The sequence below is a fragment of the Acinetobacter sp. LCT-H3 genome, from assembly GCF_001866125.1.
Lineage (GTDB): Bacteria > Pseudomonadota > Gammaproteobacteria > Pseudomonadales > Moraxellaceae > Acinetobacter > Acinetobacter schindleri.
This window is the reverse complement of record NZ_MODX01000013.1, coordinates 1-19297: the sequence shown is the minus strand read 5'-3', so window position 1 is coordinate 19297 and position 19297 is coordinate 1. Positions and strand designations below refer to the sequence as shown.

Sequence of the window (19297 nt, the reverse complement as noted above, 5' to 3'; positions counted from 1 at the left end):
CAGTCAATTTATTTTAATAAAAATTTAAAAAAAGGAAGCCGAAGCTTCCTTTTTTAAACAGACTGAAATCAGTGAGATTTAACGCCTTCTTGCTGCATTAATTCATCAATTTCTGCCGGATTGTTTAATGCATAATCCAGTTTTTCTTTGTCCAGCTGACCGACCCATTTTGCAACAACCAGAGTCGCCAATGAGTTACCAATCAGGTTAGTCAAAGCACGTGCTTCAGACATGAAACGGTCGATACCCAGAATCAGTGCCAAGCCCGCTACCGGAATATGACCTACTGCAGACAGGGTTGCAGCCATTACGATAAAGCCAGAACCTGTTACACCTGCTGCACCTTTAGATGAAATCAATAGCACAAGAAGCAAGGTAATCTGATGAGATAGATCTAGCTGGGTATTGGTCGCCTGAGCGATGAAGACTGCCGCCATAGTCAGGTAAATAGAAGTCCCGTCCAGGTTGAAAGAATAACCTGTTGGAATAACCAGACCGACTACTGATTTTTCTGCACCTGCCAGTTCCAGCTTTTTCAGCATACGCGGCAATACAGATTCAGAGGATGAAGTACCCAGTACAATCAGCAATTCTTCGCGGATCAGACGGATCATTTTCATGATACTAAAGCCAGTGAAACGTGCAATCGAACCGAGAATAATGAAAATAAACAGGATACAGGTGATATAGAAGCACAGAATCAATTGACCCAGCTGCGCCAGTGTACCGATACCATATTTACCGATCGTAAATGCCATGGCACCGAACGCACCGATAGGTGCAAGTTTCATGATCATGTTCACGATGTTAAAGAATACATGTGAAATCTGGTCAATGAACTTCAGTACTGGCTTACCATTATCACCCAGCTGATGCAGGGCAAAACCAAACAGGAGAGCAAATAGCAGTACCTGAAGGATTTCCCCTTCAGCAAATGCGCCCACTACCGTATTTGGAATGATATTCATGAAGAAATCGATGGTCGATTGTGACTCACCTGATGCAACATATTTCGAGATACCTTCCGTATCCAAAGTTGCTGGATCAACGTTCATACCAACACCAGGTTTGGCAATATTGATCACAAGCAGACCGATCACCAAGGCAATCGTCGATACGATTTCAAAGTATAGTAAAGCAATACCACCTGTCTTGCCGACAGATTTCATGCTTTCCATACCTGCAATACCACTCACTACCGTACAGAAAATTACTGGTGCGATAATCATTTTGATCAGGCGGATAAAGCCATCACCCAATGGTTTCAGCTGTTCGCCCAAACCAGGAACATATTGTTCAGCACCATTGATAATTTGCGTACCGCTTGGTGAGAAGTGACCCACGAGGATACCGGCAATAATGGCAACAATCACTTGAAAATAAAGTGACTTATAAATAGGTTTTTTAGCCATGACCTTAGTTCACAATATACTTCTAACAAGAAGCAATATTCAGTTTTCACTTATTTAAGAAAATAAGCATCCAATACTTCATTGCCTTAAACAAAAAAGTGCTTACGTATCAAGAAATTAATCTGATACCGAAAATAGATTGTGTATGTACGTTTAACAATTACAGGAACACCGCTCTTCAGCAGAAGTTAGTGTATTGATCAGGAGATGAAGCAAACACAAAAAATCAAGAGAAATTTTAACCGCTTTTTAGACTTTTGTTTAACCCAAAATGTTAAATTTGTCTAAATAATAAACAATATTCCTTAGACTATAGTCTTATAAAACCATAATTCTTCTGCAAAATAAGAAGGTAAAATACCAATATCAGCGTAAAATATGCCAATACTTGATAAAAATGATTGACCTATCTCTATGACCACAAAGCGAAATATTTATAAAGATGCTGAACATCCTTTTGCCCAGTTTATTCGTATTATTGGTAAAGGAAAGAATGGTGCACGCTCGCTCAGTTATGATGAAGCCTATCAAGCTTTTAGTATGATCCTGAAAAATGAGGTGCTGGATGTGCAGCTAGGTGCCTTCCTGATGCTACTGCGCGTAAAAGAAGAATCCGTTGAAGAACTGGCAGGTTTTGTTCAGGCAACTCGGGATCAGCTTAATTTTAAAGCTTTGGATGTAGACTTGGACTGGTCATCTTATGCTGGCAAGCGCAAGCATTATCCATGGTTTATCCTGTCTGCCCTCACCTTGGCCAAGCATGGCTATAATATTGTCATGCATGGTGCAGCTGGGCATACTTTGAATCGGGTTTATACTGAGCAAGTATTAGAATACTTAGGCTATTCTATTTGCCACAGTGAGGTTGAAGTCGAACAGCAGCTGCAAGAAAGACATTTTGCTTATCTGCCTTTAGATGTGATTTCACCTATCCTGGCTGAGCTGATCGGACTGCGGAATGTTATGGGTTTACGTTCTCCTATCCATACATTGGCGCGCCTGATTAATCCATTCAATGCCAAAGCGACTTTACAGGCCATTTTCCATCCGGCTTATCGTGGTTCACACCAGCGTGCCGCTTTTCAGCTCGGTTATCAAAATAGTGCTGTGATTAAAGGTGAAGGTGGCGAGTTTGAACGTAACCCTGATGCCAAAACCTTAATTTGTGGTATCAAGAATGGCGAACTGTATGAACACGAACTGCCTAAACTGACGGACAATCGCAGTCCGATTGAAGAAGAGCTGAATCTGTCTGTATTTAAAGAAGTCTGGGATGGTCAACGTTCACATGAGTATGGCGAAACCGCAGTGGTTGAAACCATCGGTATTGCGCTATATACCATGGGCAAATGTGACAGCTATGAAACAGCGATGCAAAAAGCCAAAGAACTCTGGAATACCCGTCTTTCGGTTTGAACAAAATCATTTATTTCAGACATTAAAAAGACCACGCTTGTGGTCTTTTTTGGTTTCAATTAAACGAAACGAATGGGTCTGAATTCCGGTTCATTCTTGTGATGATCATCATCACATTCTTCACCTTCTTCTTTGGTACCGCGGTCGATATAACCACTACGTTCAGTTTCAGGCAGATGTTTAATTTCCCAGGCATACACGGCTTGCATACACGTCTGACGCTGCTCTTCCGTCAATGCCACACCGTTCGGCCATTTACCAATTTCAATCGCAGTACGCAGTCGGTCTACAATCTCAGGATTGAGCATAGAGAGCATTTGTTCAATATTCATGATTTAATCCCGATTCTGATAATCAAAGTCTTGGTTCCAACCGAGCTTGGTCCGACACGCCATATAGAAATCATAACCCGGTGGATGTAAAAGTTGCAGTTTAAATGGGTGTTTACGAATGTGAACCGTATCTCCCACATTCAAAGAGATGCTGTGCTGTCCATCTGCGCTGACCATCGGCATCACGCGATTTTTACGGATCACCAGCTTAATCTCACTATGTCCTCCAACCACAATCGGTCGGGATGACAGGGTATGCGGATGCATGGGTACCAGTACAATCGCATCCATACTTGGATGTACAATTGGCCCACCACCAGAAAGTGCATAGGCAGTTGAGCCTGTTGGTGTCGACACGATCAGACCATCACTATGCTGACGATAAACATATTGTCCATCAATATTCAGCTCAAAGTCGATCATGTGCACGGATTTACCAGAATGAAGTACGACATCATTCAGGGCAATCGCATCATGGATAATTTCGCCTTTAGACCGGATTTCCAGTTCTAACAGAAAACGTCGCTCAAGCTGAAATTCACCTTTAAGGACCTGATCCAGCTTAAAAATGACTTCTGTCGGCTTGATATCCGTCAGGAAGCCCAAGCGGCCACGGTTCACACCGATGACAGGAATATTATATTTGACCAGTGCCCGGGCAGCATGCAGCAATGAACCATCACCACCAACCACAATGACCAGATCGACCACCTCACCCAGCAAGGCGCGGCTCACTGTCTGGGTATTTTCATAAGGTACCAACGCAGCGGTATCTGCATCAAACACTGGATGCAGACCCACGTTCAACAAATGATCATGAATAAGACATAAGGTTTCAACTACTGAAGATTTATCAGGACGTCCTACTAACCCGATATTTCGGAATGTCTTATGTGAAATTAGCACCAGTCTCGTCGCTCCGCTACGAATCGACCCTATAATAGCATTAAGCTCTGGCTCGTTGACAATTTTCCCTGGTTTTTATGTATAAGTAGAGCAAGTTAGAAATAATATTATGCAGACTAAGTGTATTTTTTAATTGATATTTTTTAACCAATTTCTCTTTAAATATTGCAAATTCCCTAAAAGCTTCGCATGATTAGCAGAATTTTACAGACGCTTATCATCATTTATGAAGTATGAACGTGGTTTGGGGTTTATTGCCTTAATCTTTTCCGTTTTGGTCATTTCAGCTTTTGTTGCCTTTAGTATCTATCTGATTCGTCTAGATAATATTGTACGTGACAAATTTGAAGGCCAGCGCTGGGACATTCCTGCGAAAGTCTTCGCACGTCCGATGGAAATCTATGTCAATGCACCTGTCAGCCAACAGGATCTTCAGGAAGAGCTCAAACTGCTTGGATATAAGAGTGCTGAAAGCTATACCAAGTCCGGAAGTTATGTGACTTCTGGTAATACTTTATATGTACATACCCGTGGTTTTGACTTTGGTGACCGGGTTGAGCCTGAGCAGATTTTAAAAGTCAGCTTCAATGGTGAACAGATTAATGACGTAAGTGCCACCAAGCCCTCCACGTCCGGAATTGCCCGTTTGGAACCTTTATTAATTGGCGGGATTTACCCCCAACATAATGAAGACCGGGTACTGATCAAGCTGAATAAAGTACCTAAATCTTTGATTGAAGCACTGATCGCCACCGAAGACCGTAATTTCTACCACCATCATGGTGTATCTCCACGCGGGATTGCACGTGCAGTGGTCAGCAATATTACCGGCGGTAAACGTCAGGGTGGCTCGACTTTAACCCAGCAGCTGGTCAAAAACTTCTATTTAAGTCCAGAGCGTACGTTAAAACGTAAAGTCAATGAAGCCTTTATGGCGATGTTGATTGAATTGCATTATGACAAGGATGAAATCCTTGAAGCCTATTTAAATGAAGTGAATCTGGGCCAGAATGGCAATTATTCTATTAATGGTTACGGTCTGGCTTCCCAATTCTATTTTGGTCTGCCGTTGCGCGAATTAAATATTTCCCAACAGGCATTTTTAGTTGGTCTGGTACAAGGTCCTTCCCTCTACAATCCATGGCGTAACCCTGAAACGGCGAAAAGACGTCGTGATATTGTGCTGAACAATATGCTGGTTATGGGTTATCTGACCCAAGAGCAATATGAAACCGAGAAGGCACGCCCTCTCAATGTCATTACAAAACCAACCCTGGGTCCAGCACGTTTTCCTGACTTCTTGGATATTGTGCGTCGTCAGCTGCGTACCGAATATCAGGAAGGTGATATTACTAATCAGGGCCTACGCATCTTTACCACGTTGGATCCATTGGCACAGACCCGTATTCAGCAAAGCTTCAAAAATACAGTAGCGAACTTAAGCAGATCAAATCCAAAACGTTTAAAAGATTTGCAAGGTGCGGTGCTGGTCACTCATCCAGAAAATGGTGAACTGGTTGCTGCAGTTGGTTCGACCCAAGACTTTACCGGCTTTAACCGTGCCCTGGATGCCAAGCGTCAGGTGGGTTCGTTATTAAAACCTGTGATTTACCTGACCGCAATTGAATCGAACCGTTACCATTGGGGTAGCCCGATCGAAGACAGCGAGCTAAGTATTAAAACTGATGGCAAGACCTGGACACCCAAGAACTATAGTGGCCGCCCGCATGGTGTGGTTCCAATGTCTCAGGCACTGGCAAATTCCTATAACCTGTCTGCGGTACGTTTGGCTCAGGAATTCGGTATGTCGACCTTTATCAATCATCTGAAGAAATTTGGTGTGACTTCTGATATTCCGTCCTACCCTTCCATTTATCTGGGTGCGGTAGATATGTCACCTATGGAAGTGATGAGTCTGTATGGCAATTTTGCAACTGGCGGTTTTAAATATCCGGTCAAAGCCATTCGTTCCGTGGTGGATGCCAATGGTCGTCTGGTCGATCGCTATGGCCTGACGGTTCAGCCAACCATTGATCCGGCTTATGCCTATATCCTGAACAATGGTTTACAGCAGGTCATGAGCAGCGGTACCGGTCAATCTGCTTATAGTACCCTGCCACGTAATCTTGGTCTGGCTGGCAAATCAGGGACGACCAATGATACCCGTGACTCATGGTTCGCAGGCTATTCTGGTAATTACCTAGCTGTGGTCTGGTTAGGTCTGGATGACAATAAGATTACTGGTTTGACCGGATCATCTGGTGCGCTACCGGTATGGACCAGTGTCATGAAGCAGCTGCGCCAGAAGCCAGTGAATCTGCATCAACCAGGTGAGGTACAATGGCAATGGGTCGATCGCGCGACAGGTCATTTGTCTGCTCAAGGCTGTGAAGGTGCCATGTATATTCCGTTGACTCGTCACAGCATGCCAAATCAGGCTACTGCTTGTGGCGCATCGCATTATGCCCCTGCCCCACATACGATTGATTCAGAAGAACCTCAAGGTTCTGACGATCCAAGCGATGAAATTGGGATCTGGATTGAAGAAACTGAAACGGAAAACCAACGTGATTCTTTACAAGATACACGTATCATCTCAAGCGGTAGTTATTCACCCTAATTGAGTGAGATATATGTTTCAAAAAATCCTGATTGGTTCAATTTTAGTTGCTTTAGTCGGCTGTCAGTCCATACAGCAGGAACCATCTGCTCCAGCCAAGCCTGCACCTGAAAAGCCACGGGTGCAGAAATCTGATGGCGTAGTGATTACGCCTTATGATCATCCTGAAATCAAACGTCAAAAAGTGATCGTGCCGCAGCAGAAACCTAAACCACAGCAGTTTGATGATGGCCGTCAGTTACCTGCTTTCAAGAAATTGATGCAGCAGACTCAAACAGCGTATAAAGCACAAAAGTTTGATCAGGCTGAAGCCTATGTCACCCAGGCACAGCGACTGGCACCGCAATCTCCTGAAACCTATCTGTATTTAGGGATGCTGGCGAACCGCAAGAATAAACCCGCCAATGCACAAGCGTTTGCGCAGCGCGGCCTTAGCTATGCCCAAAGCAATGCCATGAAAAAGCAGCTCTGGCAGGTGATTCTTAAAGCTGGTCAGCTGCAAAAAAATCCACAAACCATTCAAAAAGCACAGAAGGCATTAAGCGCTCTTTAAGCTATAATTACTTTTAGTAATTAACTTACTTATATCCCACGAATGCCTGCGATCCCGTAGGCATGATGGGATTGAGCCAGACTCAAATCTTCTTTGTTCATTCCACCAAGTGCATACACAGGAATCTGAATCTGTTTGGCAATCTTCTCAAAGGTAATCCATCCCAGTGGCTCTACTTCTGTATGAGTCGCTGTTGGAAGCACAGGACTCAGAAAAATTGCTTCACAGCCCAGCTGTTCTGCCCGTTGTGTAGACGCATGATCATGACACGCCGCAATATAGCGTTTCCCTATAACCAGATCACTGGTACTTAGTTGATTCAGCTGTGCCTGTTTAAGATGTAAAGTCTGAATACTCTGTTGCTGTTGTTCATCCAGCAGCAGATATAAGTCATGATTAATAATCAATTGGGATAATTTTTCTAACGGCAGGGTTGCCAATTTCTCGGCCTGTTCTGCGTTGGCGTCAACTCGCCAATACAGCATTTGCACTTTGTCGAGCTGATGCAGATCTGCCAGATCACTGCTGATTTTAATCATGTGTGGCCATAACAGTTTTTTTAAAATCACCGCATTGGCTTTCGGAAAATTCAGCTGCTGTAACTGCTCGCGGCTATACCACTTCCAGGGTTGCTGAATCTGGGCTAACTGTGCTTCAGCTACACTGGCATGGAATAAATGCAGATGCACAATCACATCTTCATATTCATGACGAATAAAATCGAAAGGATGCCAAAGCTCGATATCAATACCGACTTCTTCCTGGATCTCACGACGGCAGGCTTGCAGCGGTGTTTCACCTTCTTCTACTTTGCCGCCAGGGAATTCATGTTTATTTCCCTGATGCTGTTTCGCTTCCCGCCAGCCAACCAGAACCTGATTTTGGTGAAATAACAAGGCAATCGCGACATGAATATTTGCTTTAGACATACGAAGATAAACTGGCTGGAAATATTACAAATTGTAAGTGATAGCGGATTTTTTAGGAATTGAAAAATTTAGGCGTTGACAGCTCTATTCGATAATGATTATCATTTAAATCAATCCAAGCACATACCACGGAGTCTATGGAATGAACGCACCTTTTAACCTGTTTACACGTAACAATGACGCTCATCATGCATTACCAATGCTGCATTCAAATAACCTGTTTGCTCTCGGACGCGAAATTCGCATCATGCATGCCGGTGAAGAATACCGCCTACGCTTAACCCGAAATAATCGTCTCATTCTCACTAAATAAAATAACTCACACAATAATAAACGTGGTCATCAGCAGTATGAATCAGCGCGTACTGCTTCTTTTCTTATTTGGTCTGTTTCATGATTCTAGATCTAAAAGCGCAATACGACTTTTAACCCGCCAAGATCAGAAGCCATAAATTGAATATCACCATGATGCAATTGCATGATTTTCTGGCAGATAGATAATCCCAGGCCTGATCCTTGCGTTTTAGTGCCCAAAGCGCGATAAAAACGCTCACCCAGTCGCTGTAAAGTTTCCTCAGAAATTCCCTCTCCTGAATTTTCAATCACCACTTCTGTTTTATCCGCCTGATGCTGGCACTGGATCAGAATTGTACCCGCAGACGGCGTATATTTGATGGCATTGTCGATCAGGTTTCGCACGCAACTGAAAATGAGTTCGGCATTCCCTGAAATATCAGCATGATTTAGCTCAAGTTTTAGGTCCAGCTGTTTCTCTTCTATGAACGGCGTGAGTGTTTTTAAAGCATCCTGAATAAGCTCAGGCAAATCTAACTTTTGTTGTGGTAGGTTATGATTTTGTTCAGGGTCCAGTCGAGCCAGCAGCAAGAGGTTTTCCAGAACCTGAGTACCGCGACTGACATCTTTTTGAATCTGCGCCAGATCCTGAGACAATGTCTCATGAGTCTGATATTTGCGTTTTAACACCTGCAGGCGCATTTGAATCGCTGATAAGGGTGAGCGTAGTTCATGCGAAGCATCTGCAGTAAAGCGCTGTTCTGCACTTAGGGACTGCTCTACCCGAGCCAGCATCCGGTTTAACTGACTGACGATCGGTTGTAGCTCAGCAATTTGCGGTTCGGGCGATTGAACCGGACTTAGATCCTGGGCGGACTTGGAGGCAATATCCTGTGAAATCCGGTTAAGTGGCTTTAACTGACGTTTAATCAATAGATGTAGTAACAACCATTTCACTAGCCATAATATTAGAAGGATTAAACCAAAACCTAAAATACTATTCCAGATCTGTTCAAAGCGTATGGATACTGGCTGTATGACCTGAACTTTAAGCCCGTTATCTTCAACTATCAAAGTTCGTAATAACTGTCCATTTTCAAACTGAAAGTGCAGCCCTGATTGATGACGTAACTGATGTTGCAACAGATTATTCTTTTCGGAAGTGGTTAGCTGATCTTGATCCAGCCAAAGTCGATACTGTATCTCAAACTCTTCACTGATATCATCCACATTGTGACCTTGGGACTGAGTCACATCGCCAAGTAACAGTTCCGCAATATCTTCCATCAGTTCATCATGAATCTGCATAGACTGATAGCCAGAAATACCCAGTAATAACAACCAGGCCAGACAGCCCGCCAGAATGGAACTATACATGGCGCTCTTGATCAGCTTGTGTTGCAGTGAAATCATCTGAGCCATGATTGATCTACCCTTCAGCTTTATGCATACGATAACCCAGCCCACGTATGGTCTTGATCATCTGACTGCCAATTTTCTTGCGCAGTTGATAAATAAAAACCTCGATGGCATTACTCTCAATTTCATCCCCCCAGGCATAGAGGGATTCTTCCAGCTGTTCCCGGGTCACTACATGCTCTGGCTTTTGCATCAATTTATGCAAAATCTGAAACTCTTTGGCCGTTAAGTTCACCACTTCACCTGCTTTAGTCAGAGTTTTAGCCTGTATATCCAGCTGCAGATCTTCCCAGGTCAGCACATGGCTCAGATTTTTTTGCTGCAAGCGGATCTGGGCACGAATTCGTGCAGACAATTCTTCCAGGCTAAAAGGTTTGACCAGATAATCATTGGCACCTAAATCAAGTCCTTCTACCCGGTCATCAATACTGTCTCGAGCAGTAATAAAAATAACTGGCGTATCTTTCTGCAGTTTACGTAGCGTCGTCAGAATCTGATCCCCACTGGCTCGCGGTAAACCACGATCCAGTAAAACACAGTCATACTGATGCTGTTCAAGCGCCAGAATGGCATGGTCCCCACGCTCAACCCAGTCAATTACATAGCCATCCATTTCCAGCCAGGTCTGAATACTTTCTGCCTGTGAGGTATCATCTTCCGCCAAAAGAATACGCATGCTGAATCCCCCTTATTTTCAACATATAATCATGAATTTTAAATAAAAAAAACCACATGCTTTTTGTAATATTGCATGTGGTTTTCTCTAGTCAGGTCATTCGGCCATCGCCAATGCCTTAATTGAAACGCACTTCATCAACATCGATTTCAACACGTTTCGCGGGTTTGTAATCGATATCTACTTCACCAATAATGGTTACCGGTGTTTTGGCAGAAATCGGTTTGCCTTGCCATAACTCATCATCAATTTCGACATTGATGCTGCCTGTGTTATCACGGAACTGATATTTTTCGTCGCCTACTGATTTCACCACATGACCTTTGATTTGTACCTTGCTGTCATCTTTCATGGTGAGTGCTTGTTTTACAGTTACGGTTTTGGCAAACGCGCTTTGGTTTACTGTACTTTCTGCCATAGTCGCAGTTGTTGCTGAACCAATAAGTGCCACTGCTACAAATGCTTTGGTCATATTTTTCATATTCAGTACCTTTTAGGCTGTCTTGTTTCGATGAAGCTATTAAAACAGCTGAAGATGAATTGAATCTTAAGAAAACTTTATTTTCAAAAATGGGTTTTAAAAGTTAATTCAATGGCACTACACGTAGTACTTCCTCTAGCGTGGTGACACCTTCAATGACTTTTCGTGCACCCGCAATTCTAAGTGGCTCTACACCTTCTTTTTTCGCCTGAGCACGTAACTGGTTCAAGTTGGCATCTGCGCCAATCAGCTGTTTGGTTGCCAAACTCAGTGGCATAAACTCATAGATCCCTATACGCCCTTTATAACCCGTATGACGACACTCCTCACAACCTACTGGACGGAACACAAATTCTGGACGGGCCAATGGATAATCTGCTGCTAAATGCTGCCATTCCTGCTCATCCATAAAGCCTTCTGCTTTGCAGTGTGGACACAACTTACGCACCAGACGCTGAGCCAATACACCGAGAATCGTTGCAGCAGTCAGGAACGGTTGTACATTCAGATCATGCAGACGGGTTAAACTCGACGGTGCGTCATTGGTATGTAACGTGGATAAAACCAGGTGACCTGTCAAGGCAGCCTGAATTGCCATATTGGCAGTATCCTGATCACGAATCTCACCGACCATGATGATATCTGGATCCTGACGCATTAATGCCCGTACACCATCGGCAAAACCCAGATCAATCCCGGTATTCACCTGCATCTGGTTAAAGCTTGGCTCCAGCATCTCGATCGGATCTTCAATGGTACAGACATTGACCTCTTCGGTCGCCAGCTGCTTTAAAGTTGAATACAGCGTAGTCGTTTTACCCGAGCCTGTAGGTCCAGTCACCAGAATGATGCCATGACTATGACTGGTCAGTGTATTCCATTCATTCAGCAAATGCCCTTCAAAACCCAGTTGCTGGAAGCTGCGTACCAATACTTCCGGATCGAAAATACGCATTACCAGTTTTTCACCAAAAGCGGTGGGTAAGGTCGATAAACGCAGTTCCGTTTCCTGCCCTTTAGGCGTACGGGTTTTTAGACGGCCATCCTGTGGCTTGCGCTTTTCTGCCACATTCATCCGGCCCAGAATTTTAATACGTGAAATCACTGCAGTAAGCGTATTGGCTGGCATTTTATAAATGGTATGCAGCACGCCATCAATACGGAAACGGATTTTCCCGGTATCTTTGCGTGGTTCCATATGAATATCACTGGCACCCTGTTCAAAGGCAAACTGTAATACCCAGTCCACCAGTTTAACAATATGCTGGTCATTGGCATCTGGATTTTGCGAATCACCGAGCTGTAAAAGTGCTTCTACACCCTTATTTTCACGGTCATAAGCCGAGGATTTTTGTGATCCACTGACAGCACGACTAACCTGATAATATTCGACAATATATCGCTGCAACTGTTCCGGATTCAGTAGCACCCGTTCAATACGGCGCGGGCTAACATTCTGCTGTAGATTCGACACCCATTCCATTTTATAAGGCTGATCGGTAGCAATCAGGATTTTGTCTGGCTGGATTTCAACGGCGAGAATACGGTTACGGAGTGCGTATTCCTGCGACATTACTGCGGTAAGTGCCTGAACATCGGCTTTTAAAGGATCAATAATATAAAATGGCAGATTTGTTTTTTCTGACAGCCACTGACATAAACGGTTTAGGGTAAGTGTACTTTGGGGATGAGAGCGGTCGACCAGATTAAAATTGGCAATCCACTGTAAAGGATGCCATTTCAGCTGTTCACGCTGACGATGCGTCGTCTGTACCAGCATACGGTCTCTATCACTGATCTTACCGTCTTTAAAAAGTTGCTCCAGACACCACGCGGTATCAATTTCAAAGTCAAATTTCATTGTTATAGGCCCCTAAACATGCCTTCACTATAACAAGTTTTTGCTATTTTTCGCATTCTCCTGCTGTGTCTTCTGGCTGTTTCTGCTAGCTGGTGCCAATCTTTAGCGTTACCAATCTTTTCACCCTATCTTATCTCTCACATTTCTCTCTTGTTCATCCTCTAGCTTATGGCCTATATTTTAGAGATACCTTTGAAAATAATTACTTATTCATAGCTGAGGCCGGATATGGATTTTAGCGCAGTGCCCATGAATGACAGCTCCTTTCAGGAACTGCTCACTATCCTGACTTCAGCATTGGGCTGTGGCTTATTGATAGGCCTGGAACGAGAACGGCATAAACAGCGGGAGCAACAGCCAAGCTTTGCCGGCTTACGTTCTTTTGCTATCTGCGCCCTGTTGGGAGCTATCTGTTTTTTATTCGGAATAATCACTGGCCTGGTGGGTGCACTGATTATTGGTGGCATGGTCATTTCCTCTATCCGAAATCAGCCGGATGATCCTGGAATTACCACCGAACTTGCTTTTGTGATGGCCTATTTTATTGGGGCAATCTGTCTGTGGAATATTCCGCTGGCTGCCGGACTTGCAGTACTCATTACCGTCATTCTGATGGCCAAACATTCCATGCATAATATTGCTGGAAAATGGATTACTGAAGCTGAATTCCGGGATGGTTTACTGTTACTGGCATTGGTCTTGATTGGTTTACCTTTGACACCCGATACACCGCTATGGGGCAAGGTGCTTAATCCCTACCTGACTCTGAAACTCTTAACTTTAATTTTGGTGGTACAGGCGCTAGCACATATTGCCAAACGTTTACTTTCTACAAAAAATGCTCTGATGCTTTCTTCGATTGCCTCTGGTTTTGTTTCCAGCACAGCCACAGTAGCCCAACTGGGCCTACAGGTCCGTAAAGGTGAGATGGATGCTCAGTCCAATGCGGGTGCCGCACTCATGTCCTGTATCTCGACTTTAGTACTGCTGTGCATTGTGGTCGGCGGCGTATCTTTTAGCTGGCTTAAAATTATTTTGCTTCCTTCCTTAGTGGCAATGGCCATTCTGGCTGCCTGTGCATTTCTATTGCTGCGTAAAGCCAAACCGCCAGAAAATTGTGAAAAAGGAGAAGATAGCCGGATGTTTAGCTTGAAAGAAGCGGTCATCATTGCAGTCACTTTGACACTGATTCAGGCTACGATTTATGGGCTGGGACTCTTACTCGGCGATGCCGGCTTGCTGGCAGGTACCCTGCTGGCTTCACTATTTGAGATTCATGCAGCCATGGCCAGTGTGGTCATTCAGGGTGACCCGAGCAATACCCGGCTAATTCAGGCCCTGCTCATAGGCCTTGCAGCCCATGCTTTAGCAAAATCTGTAAATTCCGGCCTGTCAGGCGGATTCAAATATGCGATGTATTTTGTACCTGTACAGATTCTACATATGGCAGTTTTGATCGGAATTTTGTGGTGGACGCTAAAACTTTAGAATGATTTGAGCAGAAAGTATAAGTACCCTAGCCCTTTAGCCATCACTCAATCTCTACAATCAGAACAGACGTTTCATTTACAATAAATTTGATATTGAAATCTGCAAAGTGCATACCATAAATTCGCTCCGGATCCTCCTGATAGGCTGGACGTGGATCAAGGGATAAAACCTCTGCCAGTTCCCGAATGACTTGTTCCGAAAGACCTTTCGTTTGGACTAACTGCTCTCTTTCCAGCTCTGCCTGTTCCGACCAGACCACATATTTGCGCACTGGCTCCTCCTGAGCATAACCGCTTTGCGCTTCCATCACAGCATCAGAATAATGAATATAAGGTTTAATATCGACAATCGGAGTACCATCTAAAAGATCACTGCCCGTCACATAAACACGGACTGTTTTGCCAAATTTTTTCACTTCTTTCAGCTTGACCACGGATAAACCAATCGGCGAAGGACGATACATACTACGTGTCGCGAACACCCCTATTTTCTGGTTTCCACCTAAACGTGGTGGGCGTACCTGTGGACGAAACTTGCTGTTTTCCTGATTTTTATTGTCATGGAACTGCCAGAGCAGCCATAAATGGCTAAACTCCTCAATCCCCTCAAAAGCCAGCAGATCATTATAAGGCCCCTGCATTTCAATATAGGATTCCACTTCCACCAGATTAGGCTGACGTGGAATACCAAATTTTTCTTTATAGGGAGATTTCATTATACCGATTACAGGTATAGTCAGTTCAGTCATAATCACTTTTTTTGATAAGCTCAATTAAATATATTCAGTTTATCGAGAATGAATTTGGTTTAGAATAGCAACCTGTTCTAATTTGATAACTTATTGAGACCTTTAATGGCTGCTTTTAACGTCGAAAAGATTACTCACGTCCACCATTGGAATGACACATTATTCTCTTTTAAAACGACTCGTGATACTGCATTACGTTTTAAAAACGGTCAGTTTGTGATGATCGGCCTTGAGGTCAATGGTAAGCCTTTAATGCGTGCATATTCAATTGCAAGTGCAAACTATGAAGAAGAACTGGAATTCTTCTCGATTAAAGTTCCAGATGGTCCACTGACTTCTATTTTGCAAAAAGTAAAAGTTGGCGATGAAATCCTGGTTTCTAAAAAACCGACAGGTACACTGGTTCTGGATGACCTGAATCCTGGTAAGAATCTGTACTTGTTGTCTTCAGGTACTGGTCTTGCACCTTTCCTGTCGACTATTCGTGATCCTGAAACTTATGAACGTTTTGAAAAAATTATCGTGGTTCATGGTACACGTTTCATTTCAGAACTGGCTTATCAAGATCTGATTCTGAACGAAATTCCAAACCATGAGTTCTTCTCAGAATTGGGCGCTAAAGAAAAATTAGTGTATTACCCGACGGTAACTCGTGAAGAATATCCAAATCAAGGCCGTGTAACGACTGCAATTGAAACTGGTGAACTGTTTGAAAAAATCGGTCTGCCACGTTTTAACCCTGAAACTGACCGCGCAATGCTATGCGGTAGCCCAGCCTTCCTTGATGACGTTGCTGCCCTTCTTGACCAACACGGTCTGAAAGAATCTCCACGTATGGGTGTTCTAGGCGATTATGTAATTGAACGTGCATTCGTTGAAAAATAAGATTCCTTGAATCTAAAAAACCGGGCAAAATTGCCCGGTTTTTTTATTTAGCATTAATTTTTATCATGCAGTTGTACGACGTTCTTGTAATGCCTGCTTCACCACCTGATATCCTGCAGTTAATCCCAGACTGGCCATAATCACCGCCACAATCATATCGGGCCATAGACTACCGGTTCCAAATACACCAATGGCCGCAAAAATAACTGCTACGTTGCCAATTGCATCATTTCGGCTACACAGCCACACAGACTTCATGTTTGAGTCTCCATCACGGAAAGCATAAAGAATCACAGCCGTGATCACATTGGCCAGTAAAGCGATTGCGCCGATGATACCCATCGTGATGGCTTCAGGAGGAATACCGAACAGATAGGCATAGATGACTTTAGCCATCACCACCAAACCAAAGGCTGCCATAGTCAGACCTTTAATTAAGGCTACAGTGGCTCGCCAGTACAGGCTTGCACCTAATACAGCCAGTGAAATCCCATAATTCACTGCATCCCCAAAGAAATCTAGCGAGTCGGCCCATAAAGCTGAAGAATGAGCATAGGCTCCCCCGACCAGCTCTACCAGAAACATACTGAGGTTAATCCATAAGGCAATCCATAAAGCCATTCTAAACTTGCTGTTTGGCTTGATGGGTGCCGGTTCATGACTACAGCTACAGGCCATATTCTTCTCCGATGTATTTTTATACGAAATACGATACATTGATTAGAAACTATGGAGTAACTCCAAGGTCAAGCCCGAGGTGTATATGTCTTTGTATCTAATTTCAGAAATCGCAAAAAAGTCACATTTAACTACTGACACGGTGCGTTTTTATGAGAAAAAAGGATTCATCACGCCGAATTTTCGAGCAAATAATCAATATCGTTATTTTGATGATGAAGCGCTTAAAAGACTGATTTTTATCAAGCGTTGTCGTGATCTGGATATGTCCTTAAAGGAAATCGAGACCTTAATCGAACTGGAGCAAAATCCCGAGCAGAACTGTACAGCAGTCAACAATATTATTGACCAGCATCTACAGGATATCACCAATAAAATGAAAGAATTAGCAGCTTTTAAAACTCAGCTTACCGAGCTAAGAAATAGCTGTAATACGCCGACTACGGTTGACCATTGTCAAATCCTGAAAACCCTGGAACGGTCTGAAATCGAAGATCAATAGTCTGTATATTTATTTCAGTTTTACTTATTTGATAATGTTGAAAATATCAACAAAAACCATGATTTCCGAGTGATTTACTTGGTTGAATCTTGTTTTTAAATGAATAAAATAAAAGCCGTACTTTTTATATGTCTTTCGATTTCGTCATGAGTATCATCCCTGTTACTGAACTTCTCTCACCTGCTGGCTCACTGAAAAATATGCGTTATGCTTTTGCCTATGGTGCAGATGCAGTCTATGCCGGCCAGCCGCGTTATAGCCTGCGTGTTCGTAACAATGAATTTGACCATGACAATCTGGCTATAGGCATCAAAGAAGCACATGATCTTGGCAAAAAATTCTATGTGGTGGTGAATATCCAGCCACATAACTCCAAGTTGAAAAACTTTATCCGTGACCTTGAACCTGTGGTCGCGATGCAACCGGATGCCCTGATCATGTCCGATCCGGGCCTGATCATGCTGGTGCGTGAACATTTCCCGCATATGGATATTCACCTGTCTGTACAGGCCAATGCCGTGAACTGGGCAACGGTAAAGTTCTGGAAAAATATGGGGCTTACTCGTGTGATTCTGTCACGTGAACTATCCATTGAAGAAATTGCAGAAATCAAACAGCAAGTACCAGATATGGAGATTGAAGTCTTCGTGCATGGCGCGCTGTGCATGGCCTACTCCGGACGTTGCATGTTGTCTGGCTACATGAATAAACGTGATGCCAACCAAGGTGCCTGCACCAATGCTTGCCGCTGGGAATACAAAGTTCTGGATGCCAAAGAAGATGTGACCGGTGATGTGATACCGGTGAAAAATCTGGATTCAGGCTGCTGCTCCCAAGATGTGGATGAAGCTCATAAAGTAGCTCAACATCAGTTTGACGAGCCGGTCCTACTTCAGCGTAACGATGAAGATATGTTTGCTGCCGAAGAAGATGAGCATGGCACTTACTTCATGAACTCAAAAGATTTGCGTGCAGTCCAGCATGTAGAACGATTAACCAAAGTCGGTGTGCATTCGCTAAAAATCGAAGGTCGGACTAAATCCTATTTCTACTGTGCACGTACTGCACAGATTTACCGCAAAGCCATTGATGATGCTTTAGCTGGCAAGCCATTTGACCCATCACTGGTGACCCAACTGGAAGGTCTGGCAAATCGGGGTTATACCGAAGGCTTCCTGCGCCGCCATGTTCATAGTGAATATCAAAACTATGAAAATGGTTCTTCCAGTTTTGATCATCAAATTTTCTGTGGTGAAGTATTAGAGCGAAATGGAGATTACATCAAGATCGATGTGAAAAACCGTTTTGTAGTCGGTGACTCACTGGAGCTGATGACGCCTAAAGGCAACATTAGCTTCACCTTGACGGAGATCAAAGACCGTAAAGGTAATCTGATTGAAGATGCCAAAGGTTCGGGGCATATCGTCGAAATTCCGATTCCGGCAGATATTGATATGCAATATGCCCTGCTGATTCGCAACCTACCGACATCGACTGCAGATATTTCTGCATCTTCACTGGCTTATCAGGCAGGCTAAGCATGGCACTCTTGATTACCGATAAATGCATCAACTGCGACATGTGTCTGCCGGAGTGTCCGAATGATGCCATTTATGAAGGTGACAAAATCTATGAAATCGATGTCAATCGCTGTACGGAATGCGTCGGTTTCTATGATCATCAAACCTGTGTATCCGTGTGTCCAATTGAGTGCATTGTGCCCCATCCGGAGCATGTGGAGACCAAAGAACAATTGATGGAGAAATTTAAGGGACTGAATCTATTCAACTCTTAATGAAATCTTAAAGATGGCATATTTTATGCTCATCTAAAGAACAACCTTGGGGAAGACATAATAATAAATTAAAACAAAAACAGCGCAGAGGAAAGGAACAGTCAGAAGCAATTGGGGATGCTTCTGACTGATCTAAAACGAAGGAAAGCAAATATAAAAAAAGGAACTCTGGTGTTAGCGTCCGGAGTTCCTGTAAAAAGGGAATAAGAAATAGAGTCGATTGATGTTCTAGCACCTGGGTTTTGGGGAACCCAGGTGCTTTCCTTTATTACTGACCCGAACGGATGATGTAGTCAAAT

Annotated in this window: 19 protein-coding genes; 9 read left to right on the top strand and 10 right to left on the bottom strand. The window is 43.5% G+C overall.

The genetic code is table 11. The features are described from left to right. Nucleotides 1-68: 68 nt before the first annotated feature. Nucleotides 69-1412, bottom strand: coding sequence for a dicarboxylate/amino acid:cation symporter (locus BK820_RS08520; RefSeq protein ID WP_004892515.1), 1344 nt, complete (start codon nucleotides 1410-1412; stop codon nucleotides 69-71). 414 nt (nucleotides 1413-1826) lie between these two features. On the opposite strand from BK820_RS08520, the gene BK820_RS08515 reads away from it, so the two are divergent. Continuing rightward, entirely contained in the window at nucleotides 1827-2828 is a 1002-nt protein-coding gene (locus BK820_RS08515; RefSeq protein ID WP_071320641.1) for a glycosyl transferase family protein, read from the top strand. Between the two features lie 59 nt (nucleotides 2829-2887). Here BK820_RS08515 and BK820_RS08510 read toward each other — a convergent pair whose 3' ends face one another. Beyond that, nucleotides 2888-3160, bottom strand: a complete 273-nt coding sequence (locus tag BK820_RS08510) for a YeaC family protein (protein WP_004815365.1) — start codon at nucleotides 3158-3160, stop codon at nucleotides 2888-2890. A 3-nt stretch (nucleotides 3161-3163) separates the two neighbouring features. Further along, a complete protein-coding gene (locus BK820_RS08505; protein WP_004815364.1) occupies nucleotides 3164-4066 on the bottom strand; it encodes an NAD(+) kinase in 903 nt (300 codons plus the stop codon). A 226-nt stretch (nucleotides 4067-4292) separates the two neighbouring features. Here BK820_RS08505 and mrcB point away from each other — a divergent pair, with 226 nt between their 5' ends. Further along, complete coding sequence (gene mrcB / locus BK820_RS08500) at nucleotides 4293-6686, top strand: penicillin-binding protein 1B (protein ID WP_004815363.1); 2394 nt, start codon at nucleotides 4293-4295, stop codon at nucleotides 6684-6686. A 13-nt stretch (nucleotides 6687-6699) separates the two neighbouring features. After that, nucleotides 6700-7239, top strand: coding sequence for a tetratricopeptide repeat protein (locus BK820_RS08495; protein WP_071320639.1), 540 nt, complete (start codon nucleotides 6700-6702; stop codon nucleotides 7237-7239). Between the two features lie 29 nt (nucleotides 7240-7268). Here BK820_RS08495 and BK820_RS08490 read toward each other — a convergent pair whose 3' ends face one another. Next, nucleotides 7269-8168 (bottom strand): NUDIX domain-containing protein, encoded by a 900-nt coding sequence (locus BK820_RS08490; protein ID WP_071320638.1) that lies wholly within the window; start codon nucleotides 8166-8168, stop codon nucleotides 7269-7271. A 142-nt stretch (nucleotides 8169-8310) separates the two neighbouring features. Here BK820_RS08490 and hemP point away from each other — a divergent pair, with 142 nt between their 5' ends. Continuing rightward, nucleotides 8311-8481, top strand: coding sequence for a hemin uptake protein HemP (hemP, locus tag BK820_RS08485; RefSeq protein WP_071320637.1), 171 nt, complete (start codon nucleotides 8311-8313; stop codon nucleotides 8479-8481). Nucleotides 8482-8573: 92 nt separating this feature from the next. On the opposite strand, the gene BK820_RS08480 is transcribed toward hemP, so the two are convergent. From BK820_RS08480 to tfpB, 4 genes are all read right to left on the bottom strand, one after another. Continuing rightward, entirely contained in the window at nucleotides 8574-9884 is a 1311-nt protein-coding gene (locus BK820_RS08480; RefSeq protein ID WP_071320636.1) for a sensor histidine kinase, read from the bottom strand. Nucleotides 9885-9891: 7 nt separating this feature from the next. Continuing rightward, nucleotides 9892-10557, bottom strand: a complete 666-nt coding sequence (locus BK820_RS08475; protein WP_071320635.1) for a response regulator transcription factor — start codon at nucleotides 10555-10557, stop codon at nucleotides 9892-9894. Nucleotides 10558-10675: 118 nt separating this feature from the next. Then, on the bottom strand, nucleotides 10676-11038 hold the full coding sequence (locus tag BK820_RS08470; RefSeq protein WP_071320634.1) for a NirD/YgiW/YdeI family stress tolerance protein: 363 nt from the start codon (nucleotides 11036-11038) through the stop codon (nucleotides 10676-10678). Between the two features lie 103 nt (nucleotides 11039-11141). Beyond that, nucleotides 11142-12899, bottom strand: coding sequence for a type IV pilus assembly ATPase TfpB (gene tfpB / locus BK820_RS08465; RefSeq protein ID WP_071320633.1), 1758 nt, complete (start codon nucleotides 12897-12899; stop codon nucleotides 11142-11144). Between the two features lie 228 nt (nucleotides 12900-13127). Between tfpB and BK820_RS08460 the strand changes: the two genes are divergently transcribed. Next, nucleotides 13128-14387, top strand: a complete 1260-nt coding sequence (locus BK820_RS08460) for an MgtC/SapB family protein (protein WP_071320632.1) — start codon at nucleotides 13128-13130, stop codon at nucleotides 14385-14387. Nucleotides 14388-14430: 43 nt separating this feature from the next. On the opposite strand, the gene tsaA is transcribed toward BK820_RS08460, so the two are convergent. Further along, nucleotides 14431-15138, bottom strand: coding sequence for a tRNA (N6-threonylcarbamoyladenosine(37)-N6)-methyltransferase TrmO (gene tsaA / locus BK820_RS08455; RefSeq protein WP_071320631.1), 708 nt, complete (start codon nucleotides 15136-15138; stop codon nucleotides 14431-14433). 105 nt (nucleotides 15139-15243) lie between these two features. On the opposite strand from tsaA, the gene BK820_RS08450 reads away from it, so the two are divergent. Next, nucleotides 15244-16023 carry a ferredoxin--NADP reductase gene (locus BK820_RS08450; protein ID WP_004815348.1) on the top strand — a complete coding sequence of 260 codons (780 nt, stop codon included), beginning with the start codon at nucleotides 15244-15246 and terminating at the stop codon, nucleotides 16021-16023. 63 nt (nucleotides 16024-16086) lie between these two features. Here the strand turns inward: BK820_RS08450 and BK820_RS08445 are convergent, their stop codons facing one another. Then, a complete protein-coding gene (locus tag BK820_RS08445) occupies nucleotides 16087-16701 on the bottom strand; it encodes a cation efflux transmembrane domain-containing protein (protein ID WP_071320630.1) in 615 nt (204 codons plus the stop codon). Nucleotides 16702-16786: 85 nt separating this feature from the next. Between BK820_RS08445 and BK820_RS08440 the strand changes: the two genes are divergently transcribed. The 3 genes from BK820_RS08440 (at nucleotide 16787) to BK820_RS08430 (ending at nucleotide 18998) form a co-directional block, all read left to right on the top strand. Beyond that, nucleotides 16787-17203 carry a Cd(II)/Pb(II)-responsive transcriptional regulator gene (locus BK820_RS08440; protein ID WP_004815344.1) on the top strand — a complete coding sequence of 139 codons (417 nt, stop codon included), beginning with the start codon at nucleotides 16787-16789 and terminating at the stop codon, nucleotides 17201-17203. Nucleotides 17204-17331: 128 nt separating this feature from the next. Then, nucleotides 17332-18741 (top strand): prephenate-dependent tRNA uridine(34) hydroxylase TrhP, encoded by a 1410-nt coding sequence (gene trhP / locus BK820_RS08435; RefSeq protein WP_071320629.1) that lies wholly within the window; start codon nucleotides 17332-17334, stop codon nucleotides 18739-18741. Between the two features lie 2 nt (nucleotides 18742-18743). Next, the gene (locus BK820_RS08430) at nucleotides 18744-18998 is read left to right on the top strand and encodes a YfhL family 4Fe-4S dicluster ferredoxin (RefSeq protein ID WP_004815339.1); all 255 of its coding nucleotides are present in this window, start codon (nucleotides 18744-18746) and stop codon (nucleotides 18996-18998) included. Nucleotides 18999-19297: the final 299 nt, after the last annotated feature.